The sequence below is a fragment of the Sphaerisporangium sp. NPDC049002 genome, from assembly GCF_040649355.1.
Classification (GTDB): Bacteria; Actinomycetota; Actinomycetes; order Streptosporangiales; family Streptosporangiaceae; genus Sphaerisporangium.
Window position 1 is genome coordinate 75,310 of record NZ_JBEZFH010000005.1, and the last position, 16,227, is coordinate 91,536.

Here is a 16,227-nt window from a genome sequence, read left to right on the forward strand (position 1 = left end):
CCCAGCGCGGGCCTCCGTGTCGCGATCACCGGCAGAGCCGGCCGCGCGTCCATCAGAAGGCCCGCACGCGGGCTACCAGCTGGACTTGGTGATGCCGGGCAGCTCGCCCCGGTGCGCCATCTCGCGGAAGCACACGCGGCACAGGCCGAACTTGCGGTAGACGGCGCGAGGCCGGCCGCAGCGCGTGCACCGAGTGTACGCGCGAACGCCGAACTTGGGCTTGCGCTCGGCCTTGGCGATCAAGGACTTCTTAGCCATCAGGCCTCCTTAAAGGGGAAGCCGAGAAGCTTGAGCAGCGCCCGGCCCTGGTCGTCATTCGTGGCGGTGGTCACGACCGTGATGTCCATGCCACGCTGACGGTCGACCTTGTCCGGGTCCACCTCGTGGAACATGACCTGCTCGGTAAGACCGAAGGTGTAGTTCCCGTTGCCGTCGAACTGCTTCGGCGACAGGCCGCGGAAGTCCCTGATACGCGGAAGCGCCAGGGAGAGCAGCCGGTCGAGGAACTCCCACATGCGGTCGCCGCGGAGCGTCACGTGCGCGCCGATCGGCATGCCCTCGCGGAGCTTGAACTGCGCGATGGACTTGCGGGCGTGGGCGACGGCCGGCTTCTGACCGGTGATGGCGGTGAGATCGCGCACCGCGCCCTCGATGAGCTTGGAGTCCCGAGCCGCCTCGCCGACACCCATGTTCACCTTGATCTTGGTGAGACGGGGAATCTGCATGGCGTTCTCGATGCCGAACTGCTCACGAAGCTTGTCCGCGATCTCCTCGCGGTAACGCTCCTTGAGGCGCGGCGTGATGCGCTCGGTCTCAGTTGTGGTGGCGGTCATCAGTTGTCCTCACCCGATTCGTCGGCCTTGTCGGCCTTCTTGGCGGGCTTGTCGTCCTTCTTCGCCTCATCCTTGAGCTTCTTGACGTTGCTCACGTGGATGGGGGCCTCCATGGTCTGCACGCCGCCTTCCTTGGCGCCGCGCGGTCCCTGGTGGGTGACCTTCGAGTGCTTCTTGACCATGTTGACGCCCTCGACTATCACGCGGTCCTCGCGCGGGATAGAGAGGATCACACGACCCTTGGCACCCTTGTCCTTACCGGCGATGACCTGGACGAGGTCACCCTTCTTCACATGTAGCTTCGGCATTACAACACCTCCGGCGCGAGCGAGATGATGCGCATGAACTTCTTCTCGCGCAGCTCGCGACCCACCGGACCGAAGATACGCGTGCCCCGAGGGTCACCGCTGTCCTTGATGATGACCGCGGCGTTCTCGTCGAAGCGGATGTAGGAGCCGTCGGGGCGGCGGCGCTCCTTGGTGGTGCGCACCACGACAGCCTTGACCACATCACCCTTTTTGACACCCGCGGCGGGAAGGGCGTCCTTCACCGTCGCGACGATGATGTCGCCGATACCCGCGTAGCGCCGACCCGAGCCGCCGAGCACGCGGATGCACAAGATCTCCTTGGCACCCGTGTTGTCGGCGACCTTGAGCCGCGACTCCTGCTGGATCACGTCAACTCCCGTGTGTCACGCCGGTTCTCATTCGTGAGCCTGGCGGAACTAGATTCGGTCTAATGCTCCCTGGTGACGGCTTTGCCATCACCGAGGGGGGACGCCCGCGCGGAAGGCCCCCTTCCGGGGGGCCTCCCGCAGAGCGACTTACTTGGCCCGCTCGAGGATCTCCACGACGCGCCACCGCTTGGTGGCCGACAGCGGCCGGGTCTCCATCAGGAGAACGCGGTCGCCGACGCCGCAGGAGTTGGCCTCGTCGTGGGCCTTGTACTTGGTCGTACGGCGGATGACCTTGCCGTACAGCGGGTGCTTGACGCGGTCTTCGACGGCGACGACGACGGTCTTGTCCATCTTGTCGCTGACGACCAGACCCTCACGGGTCTTGCGGTAGTTCCGCGTCTTCTTGTCGGTGGTCTCAGTTGTCTCAGCCATCGCTCGGCTCCTTCTCGACCGTGATGATTCCGAGCTCCCGCTCACGCATCACGGTGTAGATACGGGCGATCTCGCGGCGGACGGCACGGAGCCGCCCGTGGCTTTCCAACTGACCGGTCGCCGCCTGGAAGCGGAGGTTGAACAGCTCCTCCTTGGCTTCCTTCAGCTTCTGGACCAGCTCATCCTGGTCAGAAGTCCGCAGCTCACCGGCGGTCAGGCCCTTAGCCATCACGCCTCACCCACTTCACGCTTAACAAACCGGCACTTCATCGGGAGCTTGTGCATCGCACGACGGAGGGCCTCACGGGCCACCGGCTCGGATACACCCGAGAGCTCGAACATGACGCGACCGGGCTTGACGTTGGCGATCCACCACTCCGGCGAACCCTTACCGGAACCCATGCGGGTCTCGGCCGGCTTCTTCGTCAGGGGACGGTCGGGGTAGATGTTGATCCACACCTTGCCGCCACGGCGGATGTGCCGGGTCATGGCGATACGAGCGGCTTCGATCTGGCGGTTGGTCACGTAGTGGTGCTCAAGCGCCTGGATGCCGAACTCGCCGAACACGACCCTGGTGCCGCCCTTGGCGGCTCCGCTGCGGTCGGGCCGGTGCTGTTTACGGTGCTTGACCCTGCGCGGGATCAGCATGGTCAGCTCCCTTCAGCACCCGGCTGCTCCGCCGGGCCGGTCTCGGGCGCCCCTGCGGGCGCGGTTGATTCGGTCTTCGGTCCACGACCGCCGCCACGGGGGGCACCGTCGCGGCCGCCACGGCCACCGCCACCGCCGCCGCCCGCACCACGGCCACGCTGCGGCCGGTCGGTACGGTCGCGACGCTGGCCGGCACGCGCACCGGCGGCAGCCGCCTCGCGCTCGGCGCGGCTGGTCGGAGCCTCACCCTTGTAGATCCACACCTTCACGCCGATGCGGCCGAAGGTGGTGCGGGCCTCGTAGAAGCCGTAGTCGATGTCCGCGCGAAGGGTGTGCAGAGGCACGCGACCCTCGCGGTAGAACTCCGACCGCGACATCTCGGCGCCGCCGAGACGACCGGCGCACTGGACACGGATGCCCTTGGCGCCGCTCTTCATCGCCGACTGCATGGCCTTGCGCATCGCCCGCCGGAACGAAACCCGGCTGGACAGCTGCTCGGCCACGCCCTGGGCGACGAGCTGGGCGTCGACCTCGGGGTTCTTGACCTCGAGGATGTTCAGCTGGACCTGCTTCTTGGTCAGCTTCTCAAGGTCGCCACGGATACGGTCGGCCTCGGCGCCACGGCGACCGATGACGATGCCCGGCCGGGCGGTGTGGATGTCGACCTGGACTCGGTCGGTGGTCCGCTCGATCTCGACCTTGGAGATGCCGGCCCGCTCCATGCCCTTCTGCAGCATGCGGCGGATCGACACGTCTTCGGCGACGTAGGACTTGTACAGCTTGTCGGCGTACCACCGGCTCTTGAAGTCGGTCGTGATGCCGAGCCGGAACCCGTGCGGGTTAACCTTCTGGCCCACTAGCGGGTCCTTCCCTTCGGCCTGCCCTGACCTTCCGGCCGGGCTTCGACGATCACGGTGATGTGACTCGTCCGCTTGTTGATCCGATAGGCACGGCCCTGGGCACGGGGGCGGAACCTCTTCAGCGTCGGGCCCTCGTCGACCCACGCCCGGCTCACGACCAGCAGCTCGCGGTCGAGCTTGAAGTTGTGCTCCGCGTTGGCCATCGCGCTCGACAGCACCTTGTAGATCGGCTCGCTCGCCGCCTGGGGGGCGAACTGCAGCACGGCCTGCGCCTCCGAAGCGGGCAGCCCGCGAATAAGGTCCACCACGCGGCGGGCCTTCTGGGGCGTGACGCGGACGAACCGCGCCTGAGCCCTGGCTTCCATCGCTTACTCCTCGTTTCTAAGGCGCTTACCGCCGGCTACGCCGGTCTTCCTTGACGTGGCTGCGGAAGGTCCGCGTAGGCGCGAACTCACCCAGCTTGTGACCGATCATCGACTCGGTGACGAACACCGGGACGTGCTTGCGCCCGTCGTGGACGGCGATCGTGTGGCCGAGCATGTCGGGCACGATCATGGAGCGCCGCGACCACGTCTTGATGACGTTCTTGGTGCCCTTTTCGTTCTGGACGTCCACCTTCTTCATAAGGTGGCCATCCACGAAAGGACCCTTCTTAAGGCTACGTGGCATTTAGGCTGCTCCTACCGCTTCTTCCTCTTGCTCCGCCGACGGATGATCAGTCGGTCGCTGGCCTTGTTGGCCTGACGGGTACGACCCTCGGGCTTGCCCTTGGGGTTCACCGGGTGGCGACCGCCGGAGGTCTTACCCTCACCACCACCGTGCGGGTGGTCGACCGGGTTCATGGCGACACCACGAACGGTCGGGCGCTTGCCCTTCCAGCGGTTACGACCCGCCTTACCGATGTTGATGTTGGCCTGCTCGGCGTTGCCGACCTGGCCCACGGAGGCGCGGCAGCGCACGTCCACCTGGCGCATTTCACCGGAAGGCATACGCAGCGTGGCGTACTGCCCCTCCTTGGCCAGGAGCTGGATCTGCGCGCCGGCGGACCGGCCCAGCTTGGCGCCGCCACCGGGCTTCAGCTCCACGGCGTGGATGAAGGTACCGGTCGGAATGTTGCGCAGCGGCAGGCAGTTACCCGGCTTGATGTCGGCCGCGGGGCCGTTCTCGATGCGGTCGCCCTGCTTGATGCCCGTCGGAGCGAGGATGTAGCGCTTCTCGCCGTCTGCGTAGTGCAGGAGCGCGATGCGCGACGTCCGGTTCGGGTCGTACTCGATGTGAGCGACCTTGGCCGGAACGCCGTCCTTGTCGTGGCGCCGGAAGTCGATGATCCGGTAGGCGCGCTTGTGCCCACCGCCCTGGTGACGCGCGGTCACCCGGCCGTGGACGTTACGACCACCCTTGCTGTGAAGGGGAGCAAGCAGCGACTTCTCCGGCGTGCTGCGCGTGATCTCGGCGAAATCCGAGACGCTCGCGCCGCGACGACCCGGAGTCGTCGGCTTGTACTTACGGATGCCCATCTTTTTCGTTCATCCCTTGTCGATGTTGCTTGGCAATGCGCGGTGTTCAGCTGATCTGACCGAAGATGTCGATCCGATCGCCTTCCACCAGGCTCACGATCGCCCGCTTCGTGCTCGGGCGCTGGCCGTAACCGAACTTGGTCCGCTTGCGCTTGCCCTGCCGGTTGATCGTGTTCACGCTGGAGACCTTGACGCCGAAGATCTGCTCAATGGCGATCTTCACCTGGGTCTTGTTGGCCGTCTTGCGCACCAAGAACGTGTACTTGTTGTGCTCGTCGATCAGGCCGTAGCTCTTCTCGGAGACGATCGGCTTGATGATGATGTCGCGCGGGTCGGCGATCTTCTGCATCAGGCGTCTTCCTTCCCGCTCTTGCCGAGCCGAGCCACGACCTGGTCGTACGCGGTGCGCGTGAAGACCACGTCGTCGTAGCAGAGCACGTCGTACGTGTTGAGCTGGCCCGCGTCCAGGAGGTGGACCTCCGGCGCGTTGCGCAGGCTCAGCCAGGTCAGCTCGTCACTCTCGTCGACCACGACGAGAACGCTGCGAGCGTTGGTGATCTTGCGCAGCGCCTCCAGAGCGGCCTTGGTCTTCGGGGTCTCCCCGCTGACCAGACCGTCGATGACGTACACGCGACCGCCGGACGCCCTGTCGCTGAGGGCGCCACGGAGAGCGGCGGCCTTCATCTTCTTGGGCGTCTTCTGGGTGTAGTCCCGCGGCTGCGGGCCGTGGACGATGCCACCGCCGGCGAACTGCGGGGCGCGGGTCGAGCCCTGACGGGCGCGGCCGGTGCCCTTCTGGCGGTACGGCTTCTTGCCACCGCCGCTGACCTCACCGCGGGTCTTCGTCTTGTGCGTGCCCTGCCTGCGCGCGGCGAGCTGGGCGACGACGACCTGGTGGATCAGCGGAATGTTGACCTTGGCGCCGAAGATCTCCTCCGGCAGGTCGACGCTCCCGGTCTTCGCGCCGGCCGCGTCGAGGACGTCAATGGTGCTCACTTGGCAGCCCCCTTCTTGGCACTGGTGCGGACGAGAACCAGGCTGCCGTTGGCACCGGGGATCGCACCCTTGATCAGGATGAGACCCTTCTCGGCGTCCACGGCGTGAACCTTGAGGCTCTGGATGGTGGTCCGGACGTTGCCCATCCGGCCGGCCATGCGCAGGCCCTTGAAGACGCGGCCCGGGGTGGCGCAACCGCCGATGGAGCCGGGCGAGCGGTGCTTGCGCTGGGTGCCGTGCGAGGCGCTGAGGCCCTTGAAGCCGTGACGCTTCATGACACCCGCGAAGCCCTTGCCCTTGCTCTTACCGGTCACGTCGACGTACTGCCCGGCCTCGAAGGTGTCGGCCAGGACTTCCTGGCCGATCGTGTACTCGGAGGCGTCCGTGGTCCGAAGCTCGACGAAGTAGCGGCGCGGGGTGATGTCGTGCTTGCGCAGATAATCACCCAGCGGCTTGTTCACCTTGCGCGGGTCCACCTGCCCGTAGCCGAGCTGAACAGCGGAGTAGCCGTCCTTGTCCTCAGTGCGGACGCGGGTCACCACGCACGGACCGGCCTCGACGACGGTGACCGGAACCATCCGGTTGCCCTCATCGAAGACCTGGGTCATGCCGAGCTTCTTGCCCAGGACGCCCTTGATCTGCTTAGCCATGTCAGTGCGTTCCCTCAGAGCTTGATCGAGATGTCGACGCCGGCCGGAAGGTCGAGCCGCATGAGCGAGTCGACGGTCTTCGGCGTCGGATCGATGATGTCAATCAGCCGCTTGTGCGTGCGCATTTCGAAGTGCTCACGGCTGTCCTTGTACTTGTGCGGCGAGCGGATGACGCAGTACACGTTCTTCTCGGTCGGCAACGGCACCGGGCCCGCGACCTTCGCGCCAGTCCGCGTCACCGTCTCGACGATCTTCTTGGCCGAGCTGTCGATGACCTCGTGGTCATAGGCCTTAAGCCGGATGCGGATCTTTTGTCCCGCCATAATGGCCTCGGTGTCCTTCGCTGTCGTCCTGCAAAAGTTTCGTGCGGCCTTTTGCCGCTATGGGTGTCCCACGTGGCAGAGGCCCCGTGACCCGCCTATTTCTTCCGTGATCTTGCAGTCATCTCGGTCTCTCTGGGCCGAGACGGCTGCGAGATCACGGGCCTGGATCGGGCTCGAAGCTCGCTGTGGGCTCCGGGGCCGACTGGTCGGCCCCTTCGTGGTTCGGCGGCCGGCCTCCGGTTCCCCGAGGCCGACCGCCGACCCATGATCGCGCTACTTGATGATCTTCGTGACTCGACCCGCACCGACGGTGCGGCCACCCTCGCGGATGGCGAACTTGAGACCGTCCTCCATCGCGATGGGCTGGATGAGCTGGACGGTCATCTCGGTGTTGTCACCGGGCATGACCATCTCAGTGCCCTCGGGGAGGGTCACGACGCCCGTCACGTCCGTGGTACGGAAGTAGAACTGCGGGCGGTAGTTGTTGAAGAACGGCGTGTGGCGGCCGCCCTCGTCCTTGGACAGGATGTAGACCTGAGCCTCGAACTCGGTGTGCGGGGTGGTCGTGCCCGGCTTGATGATGCACTGGCCGCGCTCGACGTCCTCGCGCTTGATGCCACGGAGGAGCAGACCGACGTTGTCACCGGCCCGGCCCTCGTCAAGGAGCTTGCGGAACATCTCGACACCGGTGACGGTGGTCGTGGTGCTCTTCTCCTTGATGCCGATGATGTCGACGGTCTCGTTGACCTTGACGATGCCGCGCTCGATACGACCGGTCACGACGGTGCCGCGGCCGGTGATCGAGAACACGTCCTCGATCGGCATGAGGAAGGGCTTGTCGGTGTCACGAACGGGCTCGGGGACGTTGTCGTCCACGGCGTTCATGAGCTCGATGATGGAGTCGCCCCACTTCTCGTCGCCCTCAAGCGCCTTCAGCGCCGAGACACGAACGACCGGCAGGTCGTCGCCCGGGAACTCCTGGGCGGAGAGCAGCTCGCGAACCTCAAGCTCGACGAGCTCCAGGATCTCCTCATCGTCGACCATGTCGGCCTTGTTCAGGGCGACGACGATGTAGGGGACGCCGACCTGGCGGGCCAGGAGGACGTGCTCCTTGGTCTGGGGCATCGGACCGTCGGTGGCGGCGACCACGAGGATCGCACCGTCCATCTGGGCCGCACCAGTGATCATGTTCTTCACGTAGTCGGCGTGACCGGGGCAGTCCACGTGGGCGTAGTGGCGCTTCTCGGTCTGGTACTCGACGTGGGCGATGGAGATGGTGATGCCGCGGGCCTTCTCCTCGGGCGCCTTGTCGATCTTGTCGAACGGGGTCGCCTCATTGAGGTGAGGGAAACGGTCGTGGAGCACCTTGGTGATCGCCGCGGTCAGAGTGGTCTTGCCGTGGTCGATGTGCCCAATGGTGCCGATGTTCACGTGCGGCTTGGTCCGCTCGAACTTGGCCTTGGCCACTGCTCTGTCTCCTTAGAGATTCTGACTTGACTTGCGTAGTCTCACTCGGGCTCGGAGCCCGTGGGCCCGGGGCGGCGATCACTCACCGCCCCAGACGAGGGGACCGGAACCAGGTTCCGAGCCCCTCTGGCTGCCGGGCGGCGGTCTCCCGCCGGCCCCAGCCATTCGGACTCCAGGACTGTTCGCCCCCGAGCCCCTTGGCTGCGGGGCGACGATCTCCTCACCACCCGAGCCATCGGACTCCGGGGACTATTCGCCCCGAGCCTTCGCGACGATCTCCTTGGCGATGCCCGGGGGCACCTCCGAATAGGAGTCGAACTGCATGCTGTAGACAGCCCGGCCCTGGGTCTTGCTGCGCAGGTCACCCACGTAACCGAACATCTCTGACAGCGGAACGAGGGCATTGATGACCTTTGCCCCGGTCCTGTCTTCCATTGCCTGGATCTGCCCGCGGCGACCGTTGAGGTCACCGATGACGTCACCCATGTAGTCCTCGGGCGTGGTGACCTCGACGGCCATCATCGGCTCCAGGATTACGGCGTCGGCACGGCGCGCGGCCTCCTTGAAGGCCATCGAACCGGCGATCTTGAAGGCCATTTCGGAGGAGTCGACCTCGTGGTAGGCACCGTCCCGGAGGGTGACCTTGACGCCCACCATCGGGTAACCGGCCAGCACGCCGAACTCGGCGGCCTCCTGGGCGCCCGCGTCCACCGAAGGGATGTACTCCCGGGGGATGCGGCCACCGCTGACGCTGTTCTTGAACTCGTAACCGTCGTTGCCCTCGCCCAGCGGCTCCAGGTCGATGATCACGCGCGCGAACTGGCCGGAACCACCGGTCTGCTTCTTGTGCGTGTACTCGATCTTCTCCACCTTGCGGCGGATGGTCTCGCGGTAGGCGACCTGCGGGCGGCCGACGTTGGCCTCGACCTTGAACTCGCGGCGCATCCGGTCGACGAGGATCTCCAGGTGGAGCTCACCCATACCCCAGATGACCGTCTGCCCGGTCTCCTCGTCACGCCGGACCTGGAAGGAGGGGTCCTCCTCGGCCAGGCGCTGGATCGCGGTGCCCAGCTTCTCCTGGTCGCCCTTGGTCTTCGGCTCGATCGCGACGTTGATGACCGGAGCCGGGAAGTTCATCGACTCCAGGACGACCTGGTTCGCCGGGTCGCTGAGGGTGTCACCGGTGGTGGTGTCCTTCAGGCCCATGACGGCGACGATCTGGCCAGCGACTGCCGACGGGCGCTCTTCGCGCTTGTTGGCGTGCATCTGGTAGATCTTGCCGATGCGCTCCTTCTTGCCCTTCACCGAGTTCACGACCGACGTACCGGTCTCGAGCGTGCCCGAGTAGATACGGATGAAGGTCAGCTTGCCCAGGTGCTGGTCGCTCATGATCTTGAAGGCCAGAGCGGAGAACGGCTCGTTCGGGTCCGCGTGACGCTCGATGACCTGGTCCTCGTGGCCGACCGCGTGCCCCTGGAGAGCGGGGATGTCGGTCGGGGCCGGAAGGTAGGCCACGATCGCGTCGAGCAGGGGCTGCACGCCCTTGTTCTTGAACGCGGTGCCGCACAGGACCGGGTTGAGGGAGCTGGCCAGCGTCGCACGGCGGATGCCGGCGACCAGCTGCTCCTCGGTGGGCTCGACGCCCTCCAGGAACAGCTCCATGAGCTCGTCGTCGTGCTCGGCGACGGTCTCGATGAGCTTGTCGCGCCACTCACGGGCGACGTCGGCGTGGTCGGCCGGGATGTCGACGGTGTCGTACATCTCGCCCTTGGCCGCCTCGGCGCTCCAGATCAGGCCCTTCATCTTCACCAGGTCGATGATGCCCTTGAAGTCGGCCTCGACGCCCCAGGGAAGCTGGATGACCAGCGGAGTCGCACCCAGGCGGGACACGATCATGTCGACGCAGCGGTGGAACTCGGCGCCGACCCGGTCCATCTTGTTGACGAAGCAGATGCGGGGAACGCCGTAACGGTCGGCCTGGCGCCACACCGTCTCGGACTGCGGCTCGACACCGGCGACGGCGTCGAAGACCGCGACCGCACCGTCAAGGACGCGCAGCGACCGCTCCACCTCGACGGTGAAGTCGACGTGGCCGGGAGTGTCGATGATGTTGATCGTGTGATCAAGCCACATGCAGGTGGTCGCGGCGGAGGTGATGGTGATGCCGCGCTCCTGCTCCTGCTCCATCCAGTCCATCGTGGCAGCGCCCTCGTGGACTTCACCGATCTTGTAGTTGATACCGGTGTAGAACAGGATGCGCTCGGTCGTGGTGGTTTTGCCCGCGTCGATATGGGCCATGATCCCGATGTTGCGGACCCTGGCCAGGTCAAGAGCGGTCGTTGTCGCCACTTCTCTCGCGTCCTCGTCGTCTCGTCGTCGCCGCTGGGGTTACCAGCGGTAGTGGGCGAAGGCCTTGTTGGACTCGGCCATCTTGTGCGTGTCCTCACGCCGCTTGACGCTGGCGCCGAGGCCGTTGCTGGCGTCGAGCAGCTCGTTCATCAGCCGCTCGGTCATGGTCTTCTCGCGGCGGGCGCGGGAGTACTGCACCAGCCAGCGGAGCGCCAGGGTGGTGCTGCGCGCCGCGCGCACCTCGACCGGCACCTGGTAGGTGGCGCCACCGACACGGCGGCTGCGCACCTCAAGAGTGGGCTTCACGTTGTCGAGAGCGCGCTTCAGCGTGACGACCGGGTCGTTGCCCGACTTGTCCTTGCAGCCCTCGAGGGCGTCGTAGACGATCGACTGGGCGAGCGATCGCTTGCCGTTCAGCAGCACCTTGTTGATGAGCGCGGTGACCAGCGGTGAGTTGAACACCGGGTCTGCGACAAGCTGTCGGCGCCCAGCGGGACCCTTGCGCGGCATGTCAGCTCTTCTCCTTCTTCGCGCCGTAACGGCTGCGGGCCTGCTTGCGGTTGCGGACGCCCTGGGTGTCCAGCGAACCGCGGATGATCTTGTATCGAACACCCGGCAGGTCCTTCACACGACCGCCACGCACGAGCACGATGGAGTGCTCCTGAAGGTTGTGACCGACACCAGGGATGTAGGCCGTTACCTCGATGCCGTTGGTGAGCCGGACACGCGCCACCTTGCGGAGGGCGGAGTTCGGCTTCTTGGGGGTCGTCGTATACACGCGCGTGCAGACGCCGCGCCGCTGGGGGCTCCCCTTGAGCGCCGGGGTCTTGGTCTTACTGACCTTGTCCTGGCGGCCCTTGCGGACCAGCTGCTGAATCGTGGGCACCGCGTCTCCGTTCATGCTTGGCCGGTAATTCGAAAAGTCGTGCGTTTCGCAGGCTCTGCCGGTGTCATGACCTGCTGTTTTTCCCTCGGCTCCGACCCACGCGCTCGGGCGTGTCGCGATCTTTGCCGCACTGTGCCCGGCGATGGCCTGACCAGCGGAGGAGATCACGCGGCGTCCATACGGCCCCCGTGAGGGCCTTGGAGCGCACGCATGTGAGCCCATGAAGCCACGGGCACGAAGGGCAAGACTACCTAGCCCATCGCAACACGTCAAAACGGTTGCGCCGAGCCGCTTATGCGGGCGGCTTCGGGGCGTGTCGTGGTCCCGCGGCCGGTTTCCCCCCGACCGCTATTAGGCTCCCGACAAGTTTACCGGCATGCGGGGACTTCTCTCGACGGTTTCCCCGTGTTGCCCCCCGATGCCACGGTGCGGTCCGCCGGGCCGTACGCGGGACCACACCCGTTCTGGTCTCGCGGCGCGGCCGGGGACCGGCCACAGGCCCGGAGACGACGCGAGGGGCGCCCGCTCCCCTTCCGGGAAGCGCGCGCCCCTCGTCCGCTCGGACCGGAGTCCGGCCGGCTCGCGCCGGCCGGGCCGCTAGCGGTTGTACTGACCGAAGTCGTACTCCTCCAGCGGGACGGCTTCGCCGCTGCCCGTGCCGAAGGTGTAGTCGGTGGCGGAGCCGTCGTAGCCGCCGACGGTGTACATCGCCGCCTTGGCCTCCTCGGTGGGCTCGACCCGGATGTTGCGGTACTGGGACATGCCCGTGCCCGCCGGGATGAGCTTTCCGATGATGACGTTCTCCTTGAGACCGAGCAGGGAGTCGGACTTGGCGTGGATCGCCGCGTCGGTGAGCACCCGGGTGGTCTCCTGGAAGGACGCCGCCGACAGCCACGACTCGGTGGCGAGCGAGGCCTTGGTGATGCCCATGAGGACAGGACGGCCGGAGGCGGGGGTGCCGCCCTCGGCGACGACCTCGCGGTTGACCATCTCGAAGCGCGGCCGCTCGACGAGCTCGCCGGGCAGCAGGTCGGTGTCACCCGACTCAAGCACGTTCACGCGCTTGAGCATCTGCCGCACGATGATCTCGATGTGCTTGTCGTGGATCGACACACCCTGCGAGCGGTACACCTGCTGGACCTCGGCCACCAGGTGGAGCTGCACGGCCCGGGGGCCGAGGATGCGCAGCACCTCGTTGGGGTTGACCGCACCGGCGATGAGCTGCTGGCCCACCGTCACCCGCTGGCCGTCGGCGACCAGCAGGCGCGACCGCATCGACACCGGGTAGGCGATCTCGTCGGAGCCGTCGTCCGGAACGATGATGATCTTGCGGGTCTTGTCGGTCTCGTCGATGCGCACGCGGCCGTCGGCCTCGCTGATCGGGGCGACACCCTTGGGGACGCGCGCCTCGAACAGCTCCTGGACACGGGGCAGACCGTGGGTGATGTCCGCGCCCGCCACACCACCGGTGTGGAAGGTACGCATCGTCAGCTGCGTGCCCGGCTCACCGATCGACTGGGCCGCGATGATGCCGACGGCCTCGCCGACGTCCACCAGCTTGCCGGTCGCCAGCGAGCGGCCGTAGCAGGTGGCGCAGACACCGATCTTGGCCTCGCACACGAGCGCGCTGCGCGTCCTGACGGTCTCGATGCCGGCCTCGACCAGCGCGGTGACGGTGATGTCGCTGATGTCGACACCCGCCGTCGCGATGATCTTGCCGTCCACCTCGACGTCCTCGGCCAGGATGCGGCCGTGCACGTTGCTCTCGGCGTTCTCGGCCTTGCTGAGGTTGCCCGAGGAGTCGCGCTCGCCGACGTGCAGCGGGACGCCGCGGTCGGTGCCGCAGTCGATCTCGCGGACGATGACGTCCTGTGCGACGTCCACCAGACGACGGGTCAGGTAACCGGAGTCGGCGGTACGCAGAGCGGTGTCCGCGAGGCCCTTCCGCTGTCCGTGGGTGGAGATGAAGTACTCCAGCACCGACAGGCCCTCGCGGAAGGAGGACTTGATCGGCCGCGGGATCGTCTCACCCTTGGTGTTGGACACCAGACCACGGATACCCGCGATCTGACGGACCTGCATCTTGTTGCCTCGGGCGCCGGAGTTGACCATCATCCAGACGGAGTTGGTCGCCGGGAATGCGTTCACCATGTCGGTCTCGACGTCCGCCGTGGCGTGCGTCCAGATCTCGATGAGCTCCTGGCGGCGCTCCTCGTCGGTGATCAGACCGCGCTCGTACTCGCGCTGGACCTTGTCGGCCCTCCGCTCGTACGACTCCATGATCGCGGCCTTGTTCGGCGGCGCGACGACGTCGTCGATCGAGATCGTGACGCCGGAGCGGGTCGCCCAGTGGAAGCCCGCGTCCTTGAGCGCGTCCAGAGCGGCCGCGACCTCGACCTTCGGGTACTTCTCCGCGAGCTCGTTGACGATCGTCGAGAGCTGCTTCTTCCCGATCTGCGAGTTCACGAACGGGTAGTTGTCGGGCAGCGTCTGGTTGAACAGGCACCGGCCCAGGGTCGACTCCAGGCGGTAGGACTCGCCGGCCTCCCAGCCCTCGGGCGCCTGCCAGCCACGCGGCGGCGGGACGTCCTTGACACGGACCTGGATCTTGGCCTGGATGTCCAGCTCGCGCCGGTCGTAGGCCATGAGCGCCTCGGACACCGAGCCGAAGACCCGGCCCTCGCCCTCGGCCCCGTCGCGCTGGGTGGTCAGCCAGTAGAGACCGATGATCATGTCCTGGGTGGGCATGGTCACGGGCTTGCCGTCGGCCGGCTTGAGGATGTTGTTGGTCGAGAGCATCAGGATGCGCGCCTCGGCCTGGGCCTCCGCCGACAGCGGCAGGTGGACCGCCATCTGGTCGCCGTCGAAGTCCGCGTTGAACGCGGTGCAGACGAGCGGGTGGATCTGGATGGCCTTGCCCTCGACGAGCTGCGGCTCGAAGGCCTGGATGCCGAGGCGGTGCAGGGTCGGCGCGCGGTTGAGCAGCACCGGGTGCTCGGTGATGACCTCTTCGAGCACGTCCCACACGACCGGCCTGGCACGCTCGACCATGCGCTTAGCCGACTTGATGTTCTGCGCGTGGTTCAGGTCGACCAGGCGCTTCATCACGAACGGCTTGAAGAGCTCCAGCGCCATCTGCTTGGGCAGGCCGCACTGGTGCAGCTTCAGCTGCGGGCCGACGACGATGACCGAACGGCCGGAGTAGTCGACACGCTTGCCGAGGAGGTTCTGCCGGAATCGGCCCTGCTTGCCCTTGAGCATGTCGGACAGCGACTTCAGCGGACGGTTGCCCGGTCCGGTGACCGGACGGCCGCGGCGGCCGTTGTCGAACAGCGCGTCGACGGCCTCCTGCAGCATCCGCTTCTCGTTGTTGACGATGATCTCGGGCGCGCCGAGGTCCAGAAGCCGCTTGAGGCGGTTGTTCCGGTTGATGACCCGGCGGTACAGGTCGTTCAGGTCCGAGGTCGCGAACCGGCCACCGTCGAGCTGCACCATCGGGCGCAGGTCCGGCGGGATGACCGGGATGCAGTCGAGGACCATGCCGTTGGGCGAGTTGCGCGTCGTGAGGAACGCGGACACGACCTTCAGCCGCTTGAGCGCGCGAGCCTTCTTCTGACCCTTGCCGCTGCGGATCGTCTCGCGCAGCGACTCGGCCTCCGCGGCCAGGTCGAAGTTGTTGAGGCGCTCCTGGATGGCCTGGGCGCCCATGCCACCGCGGAAGTAGCGGCCGAAACGGTCGCGCATCTCGCGGTAGAGCAGCTCGTCGCCTTCGAGGTCCTGGACCTTGAGGTTCTTGAAGCGGCTCCAGACCTCTTCCAGGCGGTCGAGCTCGCGCTGGGTACGGTCGCGGAGCTGACGCATCTCGCGGTCGGCACCCTCGCGCACCTTGCGGCGCTGGTCGCCCTTGGCGCCGGCGGCCTCCAGCTCGGCCAGGTCGGCCTCGAGCTTCTTCTGCCGGGCCTCGATGTCGGCGTCGCGACGCTGCTCGATGTGCTGCCGCTCGACGGAGATCTTCGCCTCCAGCGACGGCAGGTCACGAGCGCGCATCTCGGTGTCGACATACGTGATCATGTAGGCCGCGAAGTAGATGACCTTCTCAAGGTCCTTCGGGGCCAGGTCCAGCAGGTACCCGAGGCGCGACGGGACGCCCTTGAAGTACCAGATGTGGGTGACCGGAGCGGCCAGCTCGATGTGGCCCATCCGCTCACGACGCACCTTGGCGCGAGTCACCTCGACGCCACAGCGCTCACAGATGATGCCCTTGAAGCGGACGCGCTTGTACTTACCGCAGTAGCACTCCCAGTCGCGGGTCGGACCGAAGATCTTCTCGCAGAAGAGCCCGTCCTTTTCCGGCTTCAGGGTGCGGTAGTTGATGGTCTCGGGCTTCTTAACCTCGCCGTGCGACCACTGACGGATATCGTCGGCCGTGGCGAGACCGATTCGCAGCTCGTCGAAGAAGTTGACGTCGAGCACTTCTTATCCCCTCGCTTGAAAATCAGACCTCTTCGACGCTGCTCGGCTCACGCCGGGACAGGTCGATGCCGAGCTCCTCCGCCGCGCGGAAGACGTCCTCGTCGGTGTCGCGCATCT

The 16,227-nt window shown here is 66.4% G+C and carries 20 protein-coding genes; all 20 read right to left on the bottom strand.

Annotated features, from left to right (window positions below; translation table 11 throughout):
• Positions 1-72 precede the first annotated feature (72 nt).
• The 20 genes from AB0B89_RS02410 to AB0B89_RS02505 all read right to left on the bottom strand — a co-directional run bounded on the left by AB0B89_RS02410 (position 73) and on the right by AB0B89_RS02505 (position 16,110).
• Entirely contained in the window at positions 73-258 is a 186-nt protein-coding gene (locus tag AB0B89_RS02410; protein ID WP_248964959.1) for a type Z 30S ribosomal protein S14, read from the bottom strand.
• Positions 258-833, bottom strand: coding sequence for a 50S ribosomal protein L5 (gene rplE / locus AB0B89_RS02415; protein ID WP_358546929.1), 576 nt, complete (start codon positions 831-833; stop codon positions 258-260). The genes AB0B89_RS02410 and rplE overlap by 1 nt, the downstream gene beginning before the upstream one ends.
• Entirely contained in the window at positions 833-1,141 is a 309-nt protein-coding gene (gene rplX, locus AB0B89_RS02420) for a 50S ribosomal protein L24 (protein WP_358546932.1), read from the bottom strand. Before rplX ends, rplE begins: the two co-directional genes overlap by 1 nt.
• Positions 1,141-1,509 (bottom strand): 50S ribosomal protein L14, encoded by a 369-nt coding sequence (gene rplN, locus AB0B89_RS02425; protein ID WP_189162756.1) that lies wholly within the window; start codon positions 1,507-1,509, stop codon positions 1,141-1,143. Before rplN ends, rplX begins: the two co-directional genes overlap by 1 nt.
• Before the next feature lie 147 nt (positions 1,510-1,656).
• Complete coding sequence (gene rpsQ, locus AB0B89_RS02430; RefSeq protein WP_344952248.1) at positions 1,657-1,941, bottom strand: 30S ribosomal protein S17; 285 nt, start codon at positions 1,939-1,941, stop codon at positions 1,657-1,659.
• Positions 1,934-2,170 carry a 50S ribosomal protein L29 gene (rpmC, locus tag AB0B89_RS02435; protein WP_114032840.1) on the bottom strand — a complete coding sequence of 79 codons (237 nt, stop codon included), beginning with the start codon at positions 2,168-2,170 and terminating at the stop codon, positions 1,934-1,936. The genes rpsQ and rpmC overlap by 8 nt, the downstream gene beginning before the upstream one ends.
• Complete coding sequence (gene rplP / locus AB0B89_RS02440) at positions 2,170-2,589, bottom strand: 50S ribosomal protein L16 (RefSeq protein WP_184608221.1); 420 nt, start codon at positions 2,587-2,589, stop codon at positions 2,170-2,172. Before rplP ends, rpmC begins: the two co-directional genes overlap by 1 nt.
• Positions 2,590-2,591: 2 nt before the next feature.
• Positions 2,592-3,446 (bottom strand): 30S ribosomal protein S3, encoded by an 855-nt coding sequence (gene rpsC / locus AB0B89_RS02445; RefSeq protein ID WP_358546937.1) that lies wholly within the window; start codon positions 3,444-3,446, stop codon positions 2,592-2,594.
• Positions 3,446-3,814, bottom strand: coding sequence for a 50S ribosomal protein L22 (gene rplV, locus AB0B89_RS02450; RefSeq protein WP_262849231.1), 369 nt, complete (start codon positions 3,812-3,814; stop codon positions 3,446-3,448). The genes rpsC and rplV overlap by 1 nt, the downstream gene beginning before the upstream one ends.
• A gap of 25 nt (positions 3,815-3,839) precedes the next feature.
• A complete protein-coding gene (gene rpsS / locus AB0B89_RS02455; protein WP_248964954.1) occupies positions 3,840-4,118 on the bottom strand; it encodes a 30S ribosomal protein S19 in 279 nt (92 codons plus the stop codon).
• Between the two features lie 11 nt (positions 4,119-4,129).
• Positions 4,130-4,966: a 50S ribosomal protein L2 gene (gene rplB / locus AB0B89_RS02460; RefSeq protein ID WP_248964953.1), complete on the bottom strand. Its 837-nt coding sequence runs from the start codon at positions 4,964-4,966 to the stop codon at positions 4,130-4,132.
• Between the two features lie 46 nt (positions 4,967-5,012).
• Positions 5,013-5,315 carry a 50S ribosomal protein L23 gene (gene rplW / locus AB0B89_RS02465; RefSeq protein ID WP_358546942.1) on the bottom strand — a complete coding sequence of 101 codons (303 nt, stop codon included), beginning with the start codon at positions 5,313-5,315 and terminating at the stop codon, positions 5,013-5,015.
• Entirely contained in the window at positions 5,315-5,962 is a 648-nt protein-coding gene (gene rplD / locus AB0B89_RS02470; protein ID WP_358546944.1) for a 50S ribosomal protein L4, read from the bottom strand. Before rplD ends, rplW begins: the two co-directional genes overlap by 1 nt.
• Complete coding sequence (gene rplC / locus AB0B89_RS02475; RefSeq protein ID WP_344952269.1) at positions 5,959-6,612, bottom strand: 50S ribosomal protein L3; 654 nt, start codon at positions 6,610-6,612, stop codon at positions 5,959-5,961. Before rplC ends, rplD begins: the two co-directional genes overlap by 4 nt.
• Before the next feature lie 14 nt (positions 6,613-6,626).
• On the bottom strand, positions 6,627-6,935 hold the full coding sequence (gene rpsJ / locus AB0B89_RS02480) for a 30S ribosomal protein S10 (RefSeq protein ID WP_012887830.1): 309 nt from the start codon (positions 6,933-6,935) through the stop codon (positions 6,627-6,629).
• 273 nt (positions 6,936-7,208) lie between these two features.
• The gene (gene tuf / locus AB0B89_RS02485; protein ID WP_358546947.1) at positions 7,209-8,402 is read right to left on the bottom strand and encodes an elongation factor Tu; all 1,194 of its coding nucleotides are present in this window, start codon (positions 8,400-8,402) and stop codon (positions 7,209-7,211) included.
• Positions 8,403-8,651: 249 nt separating this feature from the next.
• Positions 8,652-10,751: an elongation factor G gene (fusA, locus tag AB0B89_RS02490; RefSeq protein ID WP_358546949.1), complete on the bottom strand. Its 2,100-nt coding sequence runs from the start codon at positions 10,749-10,751 to the stop codon at positions 8,652-8,654.
• Positions 10,752-10,790: 39 nt separating this feature from the next.
• Positions 10,791-11,261, bottom strand: a complete 471-nt coding sequence (gene rpsG, locus AB0B89_RS02495) for a 30S ribosomal protein S7 (RefSeq protein WP_358546952.1) — start codon at positions 11,259-11,261, stop codon at positions 10,791-10,793.
• Position 11,262: 1 nt separating this feature from the next.
• Positions 11,263-11,637 carry a 30S ribosomal protein S12 gene (rpsL, locus tag AB0B89_RS02500; protein ID WP_061253213.1) on the bottom strand — a complete coding sequence of 125 codons (375 nt, stop codon included), beginning with the start codon at positions 11,635-11,637 and terminating at the stop codon, positions 11,263-11,265.
• A 597-nt stretch (positions 11,638-12,234) separates the two neighbouring features.
• Positions 12,235-16,110 (bottom strand): DNA-directed RNA polymerase subunit beta', encoded by a 3,876-nt coding sequence (locus AB0B89_RS02505; protein ID WP_358546955.1) that lies wholly within the window; start codon positions 16,108-16,110, stop codon positions 12,235-12,237.
• Positions 16,111-16,227 lie beyond the last annotated feature (117 nt).